This is a genomic window from Anabaena azotica FACHB-119 (genome assembly GCF_014697625.1).
In the GTDB taxonomy this organism is placed as follows: Bacteria; Cyanobacteriota; Cyanobacteriia; order Cyanobacteriales; family Nostocaceae; genus Trichormus; species Trichormus azoticus_A.
The window spans coordinates 1-17,095 of sequence record NZ_JACJSG010000036.1 but is presented as its reverse complement, the minus strand read 5'-3'; the positions used below and the strand labels follow the sequence as shown (position 1 = coordinate 17,095).

At 42.2% G+C, this 17,095-nt stretch carries 14 protein-coding genes; 10 read left to right on the top strand and 4 right to left on the bottom strand.

The features are described 5' to 3' along the window. The first annotated feature begins 284 nt into the window (after window positions 1-284). A complete protein-coding gene (locus H6G83_RS23250) occupies window positions 285-1,097 on the top strand; it encodes a PEP-CTERM sorting domain-containing protein (protein ID WP_190476345.1) in 813 nt (270 codons plus the stop codon). A gap of 227 nt (window positions 1,098-1,324) precedes the next feature. Here H6G83_RS23250 and H6G83_RS23245 read toward each other — a convergent pair whose 3' ends face one another. Beyond that, window positions 1,325-1,702 carry a VOC family protein gene (locus H6G83_RS23245; RefSeq protein WP_190476344.1) on the bottom strand — a complete coding sequence of 126 codons (378 nt, stop codon included), beginning with the start codon at window positions 1,700-1,702 and terminating at the stop codon, window positions 1,325-1,327. 72 nt (window positions 1,703-1,774) lie between these two features. On the opposite strand from H6G83_RS23245, the gene H6G83_RS23240 reads away from it, so the two are divergent. The 7 genes from H6G83_RS23240 (at window position 1,775) to H6G83_RS23210 (ending at window position 10,000) form a co-directional block, all read left to right on the top strand. Beyond that, window positions 1,775-2,416 carry a Uma2 family endonuclease gene (locus H6G83_RS23240; RefSeq protein WP_190476343.1) on the top strand — a complete coding sequence of 214 codons (642 nt, stop codon included), beginning with the start codon at window positions 1,775-1,777 and terminating at the stop codon, window positions 2,414-2,416. Between the two features lie 529 nt (window positions 2,417-2,945). Then, on the top strand, window positions 2,946-4,124 hold the full coding sequence (locus tag H6G83_RS23235; RefSeq protein ID WP_190476342.1) for a M20 family metallopeptidase: 1,179 nt from the start codon (window positions 2,946-2,948) through the stop codon (window positions 4,122-4,124). Window positions 4,125-4,356: 232 nt separating this feature from the next. Then, window positions 4,357-5,127: a hypothetical protein gene (locus tag H6G83_RS23230; RefSeq protein WP_190476341.1), complete on the top strand. Its 771-nt coding sequence runs from the start codon at window positions 4,357-4,359 to the stop codon at window positions 5,125-5,127. Window positions 5,128-5,376: 249 nt separating this feature from the next. After that, entirely contained in the window at window positions 5,377-5,493 is a 117-nt protein-coding gene (locus H6G83_RS23225) for a photosystem II reaction center protein I (RefSeq protein WP_082727331.1), read from the top strand. Window positions 5,494-5,790: 297 nt separating this feature from the next. After that, window positions 5,791-8,517, top strand: a complete 2,727-nt coding sequence (locus tag H6G83_RS23220) for a DUF3769 domain-containing protein (protein WP_190476340.1) — start codon at window positions 5,791-5,793, stop codon at window positions 8,515-8,517. A gap of 243 nt (window positions 8,518-8,760) precedes the next feature. After that, window positions 8,761-9,306, top strand: a complete 546-nt coding sequence (gene psbP / locus H6G83_RS23215; RefSeq protein ID WP_190476339.1) for a photosystem II reaction center PsbP — start codon at window positions 8,761-8,763, stop codon at window positions 9,304-9,306. A 97-nt stretch (window positions 9,307-9,403) separates the two neighbouring features. After that, the gene (locus H6G83_RS23210) at window positions 9,404-10,000 is read left to right on the top strand and encodes a Maf family protein (protein ID WP_190476395.1); all 597 of its coding nucleotides are present in this window, start codon (window positions 9,404-9,406) and stop codon (window positions 9,998-10,000) included. Here H6G83_RS23210 and H6G83_RS23205 read toward each other — a convergent pair whose 3' ends face one another. After that, complete coding sequence (locus tag H6G83_RS23205; protein ID WP_190476338.1) at window positions 10,001-10,669, bottom strand: Nif11-like leader peptide family natural product precursor; 669 nt, start codon at window positions 10,667-10,669, stop codon at window positions 10,001-10,003. Between the two features lie 833 nt (window positions 10,670-11,502). On the opposite strand from H6G83_RS23205, the gene H6G83_RS23200 reads away from it, so the two are divergent. Together H6G83_RS23200 and H6G83_RS23195 are read left to right on the top strand one after the other, a co-directional pair. Continuing rightward, window positions 11,503-12,006 (top strand): hypothetical protein, encoded by a 504-nt coding sequence (locus tag H6G83_RS23200; RefSeq protein ID WP_190476337.1) that lies wholly within the window; start codon window positions 11,503-11,505, stop codon window positions 12,004-12,006. A 32-nt stretch (window positions 12,007-12,038) separates the two neighbouring features. After that, window positions 12,039-12,380, top strand: a complete 342-nt coding sequence (locus H6G83_RS23195) for a translation initiation factor (RefSeq protein ID WP_190476336.1) — start codon at window positions 12,039-12,041, stop codon at window positions 12,378-12,380. Between the two features lie 312 nt (window positions 12,381-12,692). Here the strand turns inward: H6G83_RS23195 and H6G83_RS23190 are convergent, their stop codons facing one another. After that, entirely contained in the window at window positions 12,693-14,810 is a 2,118-nt protein-coding gene (locus tag H6G83_RS23190) for a serine/threonine-protein kinase (RefSeq protein WP_190476335.1), read from the bottom strand. Window positions 14,811-15,137: 327 nt separating this feature from the next. Beyond that, window positions 15,138-16,814 (bottom strand): serine/threonine-protein kinase, encoded by a 1,677-nt coding sequence (locus H6G83_RS23185; RefSeq protein WP_190476394.1) that lies wholly within the window; start codon window positions 16,812-16,814, stop codon window positions 15,138-15,140. Window positions 16,815-17,095: the final 281 nt, after the last annotated feature.

Below are 17,095 nucleotides of genomic sequence, written 5' to 3'. Positions count from 1 at the left end.
AATCACTAAATAAATTAAGAATAACTACTGTAAATATTATTGATTTAATTACATTTAAGGACATATTAAATACTCAATTGTCAAAAATATTCTTGCGATTTAAGCAAATACATGAGGTTATTTGCTTGGTTGATGAAGAAATCACGGAAAGATAACACAAGCATCCGAGTTTCCATAAATTGCGTTTATCTGGTCATAGTGAATAGATTTACAAGTATTAGTTTTGGTGATGCGTGTTTGCAAAGCACGCCTTATTACCTTTTATCCTCTTGGGAAAAGTTTCCATGAATCAACGATCAGCATCAAATCTTTTGATTATTTTTGCTAGCTTGACGGGAATTGCTTCTTTAGCTACACCAGCCTCAGCTCAATTAACATCAACAAAAGGACTCCTCTCCAACACTATTTCACCCAAACTAACCACCAGCAGCACAGGTTCATTGCTCACCTCAACCACCAGCAGCACAGGTTCTGGTGGAGTTATCTCACCTATCGTTTCCCCAGTCCTAGAAACAACCAACTCTACTAATGGTGTCGTGACAACTTCTCAAACAACCACAGTGACACAACCAGTTCAATCTCATTTACCAGTACTGAATAACACCACACCAATCATTCAAAACAAGATTGATACTACAGCAGGTGTTTCACTAATAAATAACATTACTGCTACGCTTCAAGAAACAACCAATACTACTGTTGGCTCAATAGCAGGAGTTTCTACTGATTCTCAGACTACAGCGACGGTTATAAACCCAACTCAACTTCAACCACCGTCCTTAAGTAACCCTAAAGAGCTTATTCAGAAAACAGGTCAAGTTACGCTGGGACTACAAGTTAATCAACAGGGTGTTACATTAAATACAGGAGCCAACCTAAATCTAGGATTGGGCAATTTAGCTCAAGTCGGTATCTGTTTAGATGGTAATGTTTCTTTAGGTAGCACTGGTAGAAATGCTCTAGCTGATTGCACTAAACCAGACGAACCGGAAAGAGTTCCTGAACCTGCGACTATAGGTGGTTTAGGTCTCATCAGTGCTTACATGATGTTCCTCAAACGTAGGCTGTCCAAATCAAGAAAAGTATCTGTGTCCTAAAGCAGATTTATTGAGTCTGGTGCAAAGTCGGATGAAAGCGATAGTCAACCTGTAGCACGAGTTTTAATTCCCCAGCGAGTACCCTATGGTTTCCAAGGTATATGGGTTTCTGAAGAACAGTTGAACTTGAAGCAAATTTAATCACCCACAGACGCACAAGAGCAGAAAAGTGGAGGAAGCAGAGGAGAAAGTATTTTCCCTTTCTCCCTTCCCCTTTTCCCTATTTGCTAATCAAAACGTTGAATCTCAATTAAATAACCATTAGGATCACGTAAAAAACAATGATAAATTTTGTATTTTTCATTGTATGTAGGCGGTTTTTCAAATTCAACGCCCAGCTTCTTTAGATATTCGTACCACTCATCAACCTGTTGTGTCACTAGAGTAAAAATTACACCTGATTTACCTTCAGATGGGGGTGCTGAAGTTCCGCTAGTTTGACACAATCCCAAGTAGGCAGAACCACAAACACCATATATCCGGCAACTTCCTTGATCAAGCCATAATTCCCAGCCTAATTTCTCTTCATAAAACCTTGCCGAAGTTGTGAGATCGTTGGTATATAAAAAAGTAATTTGCTGCTCAATTAGAGGGCGACTACACATAAATTTTAATGATAATTTGCTAAAAAATCAAGTAATGTAAGTTTAAATAGATAATTTCTGGGAGTGATAGTGATGTTACTAGAACTAAAGCGCATCCATGTTCCACCAGGACAGAGAGTATTACTAAAAGATGTTACATGGCAAGAGTTGGAAATAATTCTTGAAGAATTAGGAGAACATCGAGCCGCACGTATTGCTTATGATAAGGGAATACTAGAAATTATGGCTCCATTACCTGAACATGAATATGATAAAGAAATTATTAGCGATTTGGTTAAAGCTTTATTGGAAGAATTAGATATCAACTTTATAAGTCTTGGTTCTACCACCTTCAAAAATCAATTCATGGCTCAAGGTATAGAACCCGATCAATGTTTCTATATTAAAAATGAATCTCGAATCCGGGGAAAAAGGCGATTAGATTTAACTGTAGACCCTCCCCCAGATTTAGCATTAGAGATTGATGTTACTTCCCGCACCCATCCAAATATTTATCAAGCACTCAAAGTACCTGAACTTTGGCGCTTTGAAAAAGGGAAATTGCAAATCAATATTTTACAAGATGGTGTTTACCTGGAGTCTCAAAAAAGCTTAAATTTTCCTAATTTTACCTTAAGCGATGTAATCACTCAATATCTTGAACAAAGTTTAGTTATAGGCAGAAATGCGACTATTAAAGCTTTTCGTGCATGGATAAGACAGCAAACAATATAGATGTGGTTTAGTTAAAAGATATCAGGACTTACGCAACTGGCAAATGTCTATTTCCAAAAAATTGATATAGAAATCCTATTTGAATTTTGAAAAAATTTCTGGTCTATGTATTTTTTAGAAATCAAGTAAGAATCCCATATATTAACCAAATCGGTATATGTAATATTGTTTGAGTTATACAGTAGTATCAGTCAAGCGGCTAATGGATACACCTGAGATGAGTACGGAATTTCCACTTGTACCTTACCCAGTAGACCTAGTAAAGACTTTTGCATTCGATGTAGTAACGATTGATACCCAAGGTCAGGAAGTAAAAATAGAAAAACACCAAGCCCCTGATAGGTTAGGACACCGAATAAGTATAAAATGCCTATAAGAACAGGCTTTCAAGACTGTTACCTGTTACCTGTTACCTGTCGCCTGCTATATCCCTTGAAAGACAATTTTCTTTATCTGTAGCTATTACCCCCTCCCCATTTTTTAGTCCCCTCTTATCATGGAAACTAAGCCTGTTAACCAAAATTAAGTAATGCTGACACGTATTAAAGACTTAGCCATAAAACTAGCGCCTCGCCTGATTGAAATTCGTCGTCACATCCACTCGCATCCAGAACTGAGTGGAAAAGAATATCAAACTGCTGCCTTTGTGGCGGGTGTCTTGTCTTCCAGTGGCTTGCGTGTACAAGAAGGTGTCGGTAAAACTGGTGTCGTTGGGGAATTACAAGTTACTGAGAAAAATCATAGTTTCTTGGCAATTCGCACCGATATGGATGCCTTACCCATTCAAGAATGTACGGGGTTAGAATACGCTTCTCGTATAGAAGGGGTGATGCACGCTTGCGGTCATGATATTCATACTACGGTAGGTTTGGGGACGGCAATGGTACTGTCCCAAATGACAGAGGAGTTAGGCGGAAATGTGCGGTTTTTGTTTCAGCCTGCGGAAGAAATTGCTCAAGGTGCTAGCTGGATGGTAGCAGATGGAGCTATCAAAGATGTTTCAGCTATTTTAGGGATTCATGTTTTCCCATCGATTCCGGCTGGTTCGATTGGGGTGCGTTATGGTGCTTTAACGGCGGCGGCGGACGATTTGGAAATTTTGATTCTGGGCGAGTCTGGACATGGTGCGCGTCCCCACGAAGCAGTTGATGCAATTTGGATTGCGGCGCAAGTAATTTCTGCCTTACAACAAGCCATTAGCCGGACTCAGAACCCGTTGCGTCCTGTGGTCTTGACAATTGGGAAAATTAATGGTGGGAGAGCGCCTAATGTGATTGCAGATAAAGTACAGTTGTTGGGAACAGTGCGATCGCTCCACCCAGAAACCCGCGCCCAACTCCCCAACTGGATAGAAAAAATTGTCGCCAATGTTTGCCATTCCTACGGGGCGCGTTATCAAGTCAACTATCGTCAAGGTGTCCCCGGTGTTTACAACGACTACGCACTGACACAATTGTTTCAAGCCGCAGGGGAAGAAGCTTGGACAAGCGATCGCGTCCAGGTATTACCAGAACCTTCCTTGGGTGCAGAAGACTTTTCTGTATATCTAGAAAAGGTTCCCGGTTCAATGTTTCGCTTGGGTGTAGGCTACCCTGAACGAATTATCAACCACCCCTTACATCACCCTGAATTTGAAGTCGATGAATCTGCCATTGTCACAGGAGTTGTAACAATGGCTTACGCCGCCTATAAATATCTTTTAAAGTGATTTTTCCTTCGTAGTAAAGGCTTTAGCCTTTTCTTGTAGACTAAAGTCCTTACTGCAAACCTGGAATTATTGACGAAGTGTATCAAAACTTGTAGATAAAAACCATGTAGAAGGTGCAGCAGAAAACAGGTGCAAAAGCATCTTGATTTGATGACTTACGTATGTCCTGACATATCTACTAACTGCTATAAAAACTAAGGGTAAACTAAAAAATTTATTACGGAAATTGCTAATGCCAACTCTAAAATTACCAAATGTTACAGTCATTGTAGGGGAAAATGCGGTTCCTGTGGCTCAATTGCCTCCTGTGTGGCAAGACATCGCTCAGGGTACAGCCAAGATTGGATTGAGCGATCGCCAAATTTATGTAGAAATGGCACAGTTATTTTTATACAAGCTAGAACAGGGTGATGTTGACCTGTTTCATGAACGTCCAGAACTAACCCACCTCAAGCCCTCATTTTGTCAGTTATTTGGACAATTAGCACGAGAAACCCTTGAGTTCTACGGCTATGATTTCATGACTCATAACTATCCCAACTTTGAAAAAATTCTGCGGGATGTGGAATCTGGGGATGCTGATTACTCCAAGGTAGCCAGGATTGGACTAGAACTATTCCAAGAATTTGGTTACGAATTGCCAGCCAGTTTTTATCATGTGCATCTAGCACCAATTTACCGAGATCATATATTTGAAGAACGCGCCCTGAGATTTGACAAGCGCGACATAGAACATAAACGTTCTTGGGATGCCATACTTCATGCGGGTAAAGTATTTGCCATGCAAATGAAGGTGCAGAGTATCGCCTCCAAATACGGTTTTACTTACCAGCATGGTTGCGGTTGTAACTCTCATCTATCTGCCATTGATGAATCTCACGGAAACTTTGCTTATGAATTGAGCCAAGAAAAACGCGATCGCTGGCTTCGCAGTTTTATCTGGACGGCTTGGTATGAGTATGCTTTTTTCCCCATCGTGCCAAACACAAGTTATTTAGTTTAACTTTAGGAAACCTCTGACTGAAAAAAACGTCACAAGATGGACAGGTCATCTACATGATCAATAAAAAACTGAGCATGAGTTAGGGAAATCAACTATCTCACAGTTAAAGCTATGAAGCTGGCAACAAGATAGTCCCAAACACTGCGATCGCCCTCTCAAAAAGGAACTAGATGCAGGTAATATAAAGAAGCTACCTTTTCTGCATGGCAGATACTGAGAACGAAGCTCTACCCTTTGGAGATATCCCAGATGCTCACTTTAAAAATCGCTGTTTATATCGTTGTTGCTTTCTTTTTGGCGATCTTTGTCTTCGGATTTTTGTCTAATGACCCAGCTCGTAACCCCGGCCGTCGGGATTTAGAGTAAAAACCAGACAATTGATCTGTGACTGCCGGAAGCTAGAAAACACCAGACTCAGTTATCAGTGAACAGTTATCAGTGAACAGTTATCAAGCGTATAACGGAGGATTTAGACCCACCACTATCGCCTACCAGCAATTGGTGTACCATTTGCCCACGATTTAACTAGTAACTGACAACTGATAACTGATAACTGATAACTGATTTTTCAGTGTAGTGTCTCCCTTCAGGGGGAATACTCAAGCGAAGGTGAATTCATTCCGGCTATTAATTGGCTATTTGTTAGGTTGATTGTGTCCGAATATGCTTCATCCAGTTCTGCCGCCTGCACCGCCTCCACTTGTTGAACCCATACAACCTGCAAATTCCCCCTCATCTGCTAGTGAAAGTCAGTTTCCTTCATTTGGCAAGATTGATACCAGCAGCCAAAAAAAGCAGAATGCTAAATTGGCACAGAAGCAGTTTTCGGACACAACTGTCGGGAAAACGGGAGATTCTACACAGTTAGCAAGTCCTGTTAGTAATAACACGGATGATTTCATCGCCACTCCCGTTCTAGCAAAGCCCAGTACACCAAAAACCCTTCACCCAGAATTTTCTCCCATTAATACTTCTAGTAGCGCTGTTAGTTTAGGACAACCCCAAACAATAGGTTATTCAGTTGAGAACGGGACAAACACTCATCCCCAAGTTTTCCCTCCGACAGCGACAACTCCTCAGCTACCTCCTCAAACAGCACCAACTGGCTATTCAGTTGAGAACGGGAAAAACACTCATCCCCAAGTTTTCCCTCCGACAGCGACAACTCCTCAGCTACCTCCTCAAACAGCACCAACTGGCTATTCAGTTGAGAACGGGAAAAACACTCATCCCCAAGTTTTCCCTCCGACAGCGACAACTCCTCAGCTACCTCCTCAAACTAAGCCAACTCCCCCAGCATCAACTAAGCAAGAACAGAAAGAGCAGGTAACTCTACACCAGACTGGGAAGAACATTAATATCTCTTCTGTATCGACTAACGATCAGCAACCGACTAATCAACTTACTCAAAATTTTATTGAGTTTAAATCTCGTAATTCGCCCCAAAAGCTGTCAGTAAAAATCAAACCACCGACTGTTACATCGCAAGCACAGTTAGAAATACCAACTCAACCACCTGCTACACCCAACAATACACCGCCAACCCGACAACGAATTGTTGAAGTGACATCAGATAGGCAAGAGTATGATGAGCAAAGACGCATCATCACTGCTGAAGGCAATGTCATAGTGCGGTTTGATGGAGCAATACTTGATGCCGATCGCGTGCAAGTTAACTTAGATAATTTGATAGCGGCTGGGGAAGGAGATGTAGTCTTAACCAGAGGCGACCAAATATTACGCGGACAACGCTTCACTTATAATTTAGTCCAAGACAGGGGAGAATTAGAAAACGGTCGGGGAGAAATAAATGTACCCACAGCCTCCCAAGATTTTGCTTTCCTACCCAGCGATGTGACAGCTGGTGGTGTACCACGACAACCGCCAAACAATAACATCCGTGCCAATCAACCCTTTGGTAACGTCAGTAGTCCAGGTGGCATTGATTTTACCGTCGGGGGTGCAAGCGGTGTCAGTAATCTCCCTCCCCCAAAAACTGGAGGTGAGGTCAAGCGCGTCAGGTTTGAAGCCAGACAAATTGAATTCTATCCCCGTGGTTGGCAAGCCCGGAATGTGCGCTTGACAAATGACCCATTTTCCCCACCAGAACTAGAGTTAAGGGCAGATACAGTCACCTTAACCAGAGAAGCGCCTTTAGTCGATCGCGTAGTTACACAACGACAGCGATTAGTATTTGACCAAGGTCTTACCTTACCAATTCCCATAAATCAGCAGACAATCGATCGCCGAGAACGGGAGACTTCACCCTTTATTGTCTCCCCTGGCTACGATGGCGATAGACGCGGTGGTGTGTTTGTTGAGCGCAGTTTTACACCCATTAGCACAGATAGTACCAGTTTGCAAATTACACCCCAGTTTTTTGTCCAGAGAGCCATAGAAGGCAGTGATAATGTAACAGATTTATTTGGTATTAGGGGCAAATTAAATTCTGTGTTGAGTTCACGTTCTGTAGTTGAGGGTAGAGGAGAACTCACTAGCTTTAACTTTGACGATATAGAAAATAACTTGAGAGCAAGTTTACGTTTACGCCAAGCTTTAGCCGATCGCAACCCTCACATAGTCAACTGGGAATATAGCTACCGCGATCGCCTCTATAATGGAACCCTTGGTTTTCAAACAGTCCAAAGCAGCTTGGGGGGTGTAATTACTTCACCCAACATCCCTCTAGGAAACAGTGGCATTAACCTCAGCTATCAAGCAGGCGCACAATATATTAACGCTAACACCGACCGTCAAGACCTGCTAGACCCCATCCGCACCAATGACCGGATTTCCCTCGGTCGTTTCCAAGCCAGCGCCGCCCTGAGTAGAGGATTCTTACTCTGGCAAGGAAAACCACTACCAGCCACCGCTACACAAGGTTTGAGATACACACCCACTCCTGTAGTTCCCTACTTACAAGCCTATGCTGGCGTTACGGGTACTTCCAGTTACTACACCAGTGGCGATAATCAAAGCAGCCTCACCGGTACAGTTGGCTTAGTAGGACAGATTGGTAACTTTTCTCGTCCCTTCCTAGACTATACCGCTTTCAATATTGCTTTCTCCCAAGGTTTAACCAGTGGACTGTCACCCTTTTTATTCGACCGCTACGTAGATACCCAAGTATTAAGTGCTGGCTTTTCCCAACAAATTTACGGCCCTTTACGTATAGGTTTTCAAACATCAATTAACTTAAACACTGGGGAAGAAAGTAGCACCGACTACCTGATTGAATATACTCGGCGTACCTACGGCATCACCCTACGCTACAACCCAGTATTAGAATTAGGTGCTTTGAGCATCCGCATTAGTGACTTTAACTGGACTGGTGGCGCTGATCCATTTTCTGAAGTTCGGCCAGTTGTGGGTGGGGTGAATAGAGAGTAGGGACTGGGGAAAGGGGAAAGGGGAAAGGGGAAAGGGAAAAGGGAAAAGGGAAAATTAATAATTTCTCTCCCCACTCCCTCTTGTATTCATCCGCTCCAGTTGATGGGACAATGAGAAATCATGCTTACTTTAAACCAGTCAACAGTGGACAGTGAACAGTGGAAATAACCTGACAACTGTCAACTGACAACTGTCAACTGTCAACTGTTAAATATTGCTTCCAGCCTAAAGGACTCTGTAAAGATGTGGAAAAGAATTGTATTTATGTTGCTGTTGGTGTTGAGTTTTAGCCTCAGTAATCCTAATGTAGCCCAGGCGGCTGGATTCAAAAGCTTTGTAGACACTGCTGATGGCTATGAGTTTTTATACCCCAATGGCTGGTTACAGGTAAAAGTCGCAAACGGCCCTGATGTGGTGTTTCACGATTTAATCGAAATTTCTGAAAATGTCTCTGTGGTAATTAGTCCGGTTCCAGAGAACAAAACTCTACAAGAACTGGGTACACCCACAGAAGTTGGTTACAAGTTAGGAAAAGCAGCTTTAGCACCACCAGATTCTGGTCGTTCAGCTGAACTAGTCAATGCCTCAGAACGAGAATCACAAGGTAAAACATACTACAATCTTGAGTATTTAGTAAAACTTCCCAATCAGCAAGAACGTCACAATATCGCTAGTGTGGCTGTTAGTCGCGGCAAACTTTTCACCTTTAACGCTTCAATTCCCGAAAAACGTTGGCGAAAAGTTAAACGGGCGATGGAAGATGTTGTAAATTCTTTTACCGTATATTAATAGAGAGTGGGGAATGACTGTTGACAGTTGACTGTTGACAGTCATCAGTTCTCGGCTTCTAGCCGATGGGCTTTCTGCTTTCATCACTGTAATTTTTATGAAAAATCCGCAATTTGTACTAGCCTCAGCTTCTCCCGCACGCCGTCGTCTGCTGCAATCTGTGGGTATTGAACCAATAGTTAGTCCTAGTGATTTTGATGAGTCGCAAATCCAAGAGACTGAACCTGGACAGTTGGTGCAAATTCTCGCTCAATGTAAGGCGCAGACGGTAGCCCCACAGTTTCCATCAGGGCTGGTGATGGGGTGCGATTCGGTATTGGCTATTGATGGTAAGATTCACGGTAAACCAGTTGATGCGGATGAGGCGATCGCTCGTTGGCAAATGATGCGTGGTCATTTTGGCGACCTCTACACAGGTCATGTTTTAATTGATAATACACAAAATATTACTTTAGTCAAGTGCCAAGTAACGAGAGTTTATTTTGCGAATATTAGCGATCGCACCATTCAAGCCTACGTTGCTACAGGTGAACCCCTCAAATGTGCAGGGGCTTTTGCTTTAGAAGGTTTTGGTAGTTTATTTGTAGAAAAAATAGCAGGTTGTCACAGCAACGTCATTGGGCTGAGTTTACCCTTGCTGCGACAAATGCTAGAAGAGTTAAATTATGATGTCACTGATTTTTGGAAGCATTAGTCAGTTGTCAGTTGTCAACTGACTAACAAGATGTTGATTAAAATAGCTCTTGGGTAAAAAGCAGCGATCGGGTAAGAAAGGATTATCTACATTTTGGTGCAATGAAGCTGGTGATTGAACTCTGTGACAAAATGGTGGTACTATTCCCCATTCTTCTGCTAACCAAATCCAGTACCCTATTTCAACTTTGCCATAGTTGGATACCGTTAAAATTTCTCCAACGCTATTGTTGATTGAGACTAACTCTGGAGAAGATTTAATTTCTGTTAACAACCAAGCCAATTCATCTATAGAAAAATTATAGCCATAATCAGCAGCTATCTTGCTGAACTGTTGCGGATTCTTAGTTAATAATAATTGCTCTTTGAGCGCTGGCGTTGTCTGTGCTAAATCAAATAAGTTCCAAATTTCTTTTCTGGTAACTAGGAACCAAGCAAGTTCCTCTGCGTTTATATCGTATCCACTTTCTAATAGTAAATACATAAACTTCTCAATGCTCTCAGCCCCTCCTAAATGGGTTTTTAGGAAAAAATCTTGCTCTACACAGGCAAAAAAATTAACTATTTTTTGCCATGTAGAAGTATCAAATTTCTTATAAAGATTAATTTTATTTTTCCATATAAGATATTGCTCTTCCTTTAAAAAGAAATTCCATATTTGGAAATACATAATTCATTTTTCCTCAACTTTGGATTTTCAAAGTATTATTAATTTTCAGTATACTCAGTATTAATATCCATTACGTCAGTGTTGACAAAAATTATTTGTCAATAAAATTACAAAAAATATAAGCAACCTATTTATGTAAACAAGATAACCTTATAAAGATAAATACTTAGAAAGCAATCGATACATCTTTGCTTTCGGATGATTACAAAAACAAAAATATGTGATGAATTTTATTTAAATACAAGTATATTATTTAAGTTATTTAATATTTATAGACAAAAAATATACAAAAATTAGGATACGTCAGTACCAGCAACCCTAGCTATAATAAGAAAATATTTATACTGACGCAAATGGCACTTGGGGTAGGGTGCGTCAGATGTGGAAAATCCCTTCATTTGTACGAAATGATTGGGTCTGACGCACCCTACAGTTAGTTTGATTATGACCGAAGATGAAAAGGATACAAGCCCCTAAATTTATTTATGGACAATGTAGAAACAATTTTGCCGAGATGCGTAAGCACAAGGCAAAAAATTCCTTGTCTTGAGCCGCCTAAATTTATTTATGGGGATTGTAATGCGTGAATTTTGAATTTTGAATTGGAGCGTTCGCGTAGCGTCTCGTAGAGAAGCGACTTGACAGGAATTACTCGACTCAGCCATTAGTTATTTCTCAAGGATGAATGAAGTTTCCTTCATAAGTAAGAGTCAATTTTTCCCATATTTCATGATGATTTTAATTATAAGAAACCTGAACTGCTGTCAAAGATAGTAGAGATTTTTGGTAATTAATCACAAAAATCCATGAAATTTAGGGTGATGAGGAAATAAATGAATATAAAATTGCTTAACAATAAAAAAGCCCCATTACCAGCAGCTATATTTCTGTCTGCGTTGCTATCAGTTCCTTTCTTGAGTAGCTGCGGTGATGGCTCCCGAACAGCATCACCACCCCCACCAGTAGATGACACTGTTGGTAGAAATGTGAATTATCCTAATTCTCCCAATTCTCCCAACCAACCCCAGGCTAGAAGAGGACTTTCCACAGGGCAAAAAGTGGCAATTTTGGCGGGTGCGGCGGCTTTATATTACCTATATCAGCAGCGTAAGAACGCCCAAGGAGCGGGGCTAAATGGGAAGTATTACCTTTCCAAAAACGGGCGTGTTTACTACCGCGATAACCAAGGTCGCGCTCACTGGGTAACGCCACCACAGGGGGGAATTAGAGTTCCTGAGTCAGAAGCGCAACAGTATCGAGATTTTCAAGGCTACAACGGACGCTCTACAGGGCGTGATTTAACAGATATTGCGCCACAGGAAGCACCAGCTTACTAGATGCAATGGAAACTCAAGTCAGGAGGTAAATTATGGTAGATAACTTTTTTCAAAAAGCAAGAGAGCTTTTCACTGGAAGCAACAACGACGAGTTTGATCAAGATTCAGAATACCGTGATAGTGATTACAGAGATAGTGAAGTAACGCCAGCCAGTCAAGACCCTTATGGCGACCCTGCTAATCAATATTACGGGGATTTAACGCCAGCCAGCCAAGACCCTTATGGCGACCCTGCTAATCAATATTACGGGGATTTAACGCCAGCCAGTCAAGACCCTTACGGCGACCCTGCTAACGAATACTACGGTGATGTCAGCCCCGCCAGCGAAGATCCCTATGGCGACCCAGCAGACGAATACGGATACGGGCGTTAAATCAGTTATCAGTTATCAGTTATCAGTCCTGACAGCGTATGGTCGGGGATAAAGAAGCGGCTCAATAGATTTGGAAAAAATTGAACGCAGATAAACGCAGCGAAAAGTTCTGTAGGAGGGTTAGCCCGACCTAGGAAACTTTTCAAGACAGATAAACGCAGATGAGTAGGGGCGCACATCTGTGCAATGACCTCTAAAGCTAACAATCTTTAATGTGATGGTAATCTATCAAGGCAGTAGCTAAATAGGCTATTGCTTTTTTTGGTGTTGCTGAATTAAGGGATGATTTTTGTGCAGTAGGTATCATGACTCCTATGGTGTGGTAACTGGTGTAGATGTAGGTGTTTGGGTTGGGGTTGGGGTGGGTGTTGGTTCTGGTGTTTGGGTGGGGGTTTCGGTTGGGGTGGGTGTTGGTTCTGGTGGTGGGGTGGGATTTTCTACTGTGAGGGTGAGGCGATAGTCTGCGGGTGATGATGCTGTTGAGGCTACAACAAATTCATAAAATCCAGATTCTGGGAGTTCAGATGATAAACTGCGTTTGTTGGAATCTTCTAACAAGACTACTTTTCCAGATGGGGAATAGACGGATAATAAGACTCTGGGGTTTGCTTGTAGCTGTAATTCTAATAATTGGTTTTGAGCTAGGTCGGCAATGAAAACTTTACCACCACCAGGCTGTATTGTACCACTGACGGTTTTAGTTGTGGTATCTGGATCAAAGACAATTTTTCCAAACGCTGTATTGGCGAGGATGGCGCTGAGTTTATCGCTGACAAAGGCTTGCCAAACTTGCCCAATTGGTTGATCAATAAAGTCTTTCCCTTTTTGTTCGGGAAAGGCTAAAAAGAAAGCTGCATCACCTAAATCGTATAAAGCACGGCTACTAACATTGATTTGATTGACTTCTACTTTCCAACGATCGCGTTCTGCGGCAGTATAAGTACCAAGCGCTCTTCTGGCTCTAGAACTCAGTGGCGTAAGTTTATCTAGTATTTCGCTGGCGGTTGTATCCCAGGCTGCCCGTAAGTCCTCATCCTCTGGGCCGTCGCTGAGGCTACGACCTCGTAAACTGGGGTTTTTATCCCAAAAAACCTGATTAACTAAATTTATATAAAAGTTAGAATCTATACCCAACCTTTGACGGCGATCGCTCAATCTTTGTTTGCGTTGTCGTTCTGCTGGGGAGTATTTATCTAGAGGGTTGGTGGGTTGGGTTGTGGTTGGTGTGGGTGTGGGGTTCACAGAGATGGTGTTGCGATCGCCTTGACTCATCCCCCACCACAATAAGCCAGCACTACCCACTACTAACATTGTTACGAAAAATACCTTGGTTGGTGTCCACCAGCTTTCTGCTACGGGTGGTAAGGGGGGTGGCGGTGGGGAAACAGCAACCGTTTCCTGTCTCGTAGGGGTAGGGGTAGGTGTAGGAATTGGCGGAGGTGAGGGAGGTTGAGTAGGCGGATAATGTACTGGTACTGGGTTGAGTGCTTGTAAAACTTGCTGGGCTGACTGATAGCGATCGCCCGGTCTAGGTGCTAACATTTTATCTAAGATTTGCCCCAAAGTCAGACTCAGGGTAATTTCCCGTCGCCACTGCCAAGATAAGTTATATGTATCTACTAATTCCTGGGGTTGCTTCCCTGTGAGTAAAACTAGGGCTGTGACTGCTAAAGCATACAAATCACTGTGGGGAGAAACAGAACCAGTTTGCATTTGTTCTGACGGTGCAAATCCCACTTTACCAAGGAGGGTGGCGGGTGGTTGTGATGGCGCTTGCCCTGGTTGATAATATTGTGATGCGACAACCGCAACTACTTGTTTCACACCACCAAAATCAATTAATACTGGCAGTTGATCGACAGTGCGAAGGATAAGATTATCTGGGGAGATATCACGATGAATCACGCCCAAAGAATGGATATAATCTAAAATTGGGAGAATTTGCTGTAAAAGTTGCCGAATTTCGGCTTCCGTGAACCTTAATCCTTGCTGTAGGCGATTATTTAATAAGGTACTATAAGTTTCCCCTTCTACATAATCCTGAACTAAAAATAGATACTCTTTCCCCGCTTGGTTAACGCGGAACATTTCGCGGAAGCGTGGTATTTGGGGATGTTGCAACTGATAAAGTACATTAGCTTCCCGTTGAAACAGTTCCTCTGCTTTTTGTAAGACATAGGGTGTTTGCACTTGGGGAGAAAATTCTTTGAGAATACAGAGTTCCCGAAAACGGTTAATATCTTCAGCCAAATAAGTACGCCCAAATCCTCCCTGTCCGACTTGGCGCACAATGAGATAGCGATCGCTTAATGTCAACCCCGGCTGAATCCCTTGAGGTGTAAAATTATCTATTAACTTCTCACCACACTTAAGGCAGAATCGAGTCCCTGGATAATTCTCGTGTCCTTTTGAACAATATAAATTAGTCATTAGTCATTAGTCATTAGTCCATAGTCAATAGTCAATAGTCAATAGTCAATAGTCAACAGTTCTCCCTCATCTCCCTCATCGCCCCCCTTTCCCTCATCTCCCTATTCCCCTCCTGGGAGGGGTTAGGGGTGGGTTACTCCCTCATCTCCCTCATCTCCCTCATCTCCCTCATCTCCCTCATCGCCCTCATCGCCCTCATCGCCCTCATCGCCCTCATCTCCCTATTCCCCTCCTGGGAGGGGTTAGGGGTGGGTTACTCCCTCATCTCCCTCATCTCCCTCATCTCCCTCATCTCCCTCATCTCCCCCCTTCCCCTTCCCCCAGTCCCTAATTCCCTCTCGCCTTACTTACTTGATCATCTGCGATCGCATACCATATTTGACCGAAAGTTTGTTGATTCAGTTTCCCACGCTGTTGAAGAGGAAACAACTGATTAAATTTTTGATTTGTGTCTTTGGTGAGTTGGCTGGGGGTGTAATTTCCTAGTTGTCCAGAACGTGCTTGTCTTCTCCAATTTTCGTAATCTTTTTGGGTATAGGTTCCCAGTTTTTGCCGTGATGCTGTACTGAGGTTAGCCTGTTCTATTTTATGCAAAAAATCTCCAGCAATGCTGTGCCACTCTTCTCTTAAAGCAGCATCTTCTGGCTTAGATGTCAAGCTGCGTCCTTTTAATTCTGGCTTTTGGGCGTAGAATAAGCTATCTACCATCTGGATAAAAAATCCTTCGGGAATTTCTAGCTGTTGACGAAGGCTAAGAATATCACTACTACCATTTTTGTTTTTATCTCCTACTGGTTGCGCCAGAGGATTGGGTAAGGATGGTATTGTTGGTAATGAAATTGAGGATACACCGCGAATCACGGAATTTACTAAGGCAAAAGTCCCAGCCCCCGTTAAAACGATGACAGCTGTGACTCCAAAACTGATAGCAAAGGGACGTAGCCATACAGGTAAGGGTAACTTTTGGCTAACGGCTTGAGTTTGGCGTTGTAGTTTGCCTGCAAGAACTGTTACCTTCCGTCCAGGGGAAACTACCATTGTTTTAATTTTCGTCAGATGGGTCGTTGGTGGCTTGTTAACAGCTAGAGATGAGGGTAAATCAGTGATAATTTGCGCTGCACTTTGATAGCGATCGCTAGGTTTATAAGCTAGCATCTTTTTTAACACTTTTTCTAGTTGCTTACTCACATTAATTTCTTTACCCCAACGCCACATACCTTGGTAGCTGTCGTATAATTTTTGCGGTTCTTTACCTGTCAGTAATACTAAAACCGTTACTGCTAAAGAATATAAATCGCTACTTATAAATACTTTTCCTTGTCGTAGTTGTTCCTCTGGGGCGTAACCTTTTTTACCTAAAATAGTATTATTACCTGCCAACTTAGTGAACCATAAACCCTGAGACGCTGGTAATTGTTTGACTCCCCCAAAGTCAATGAGGACAGGTAAATTATCAGCACGTCGGCAAATCAAGTTATCAGGAGAAATATCGCGGTGAACGACGTTTTGAGAGTGAATATAAGATAAAACAGGTAAAATTTGTCTTAGTAGAGTGATGACTTCCTCTTCCGTAAAAGTTTGTCCCTGACTTTGACGTTCTTCTAAAAGTTGTAAATAATTGTCACCCTCGACATAATCTTGAACTAAAAAGAAGAAATCTTTAGTACCAATTTTGGCTTGTAGGGAACTGTGAAAACGGGGAATTTGGGAATGCTGGAGTTTTTTGAGGACATTGGCTTCACGTTCAAATAACTCCTTAGCTTTTAGTAAGTCCTCTTTTGCTTCTACTTGGGGTGCAAATTCCTTCAGCACACAAGTTTGATTAGCCTTTTTTAAATCCTCGGCTAAATAAGTGCGTCCAAAACCACCCTGCCCTAATTGACGTATGATTTGATAACGGTTATCCACAACTTGCTTCTCAGCAAGCGGCAAAGGTTCACCACAGAGGGTACAAAAACGATTACTGCTATGATTGGCGTGTTGCTTACTGCAATAAACCTGCATGGTGCTGAAGGATGTAGATGAACGTTTTTCTAAATTACTACAACATATATATTGTGGTTTACGAATATTGTCTGAAGAGGGGAAGGGGGAAGCTTTCAAGGGCAGGTTTTTTACACTTCGACCCAAAAACACTGATTTTAGGGTGTAGGGGTATAAGGGTGTAGGGGTGTAGGGGTAGATGAAAGTCTGATAATTTACTGAATCTTATAGTCCTCACTGATTACTTTATGAAAAACCTGCCCTTAAGAGGAAGGGGGAAGGGGGAAGGGGGAAAGGGGAAA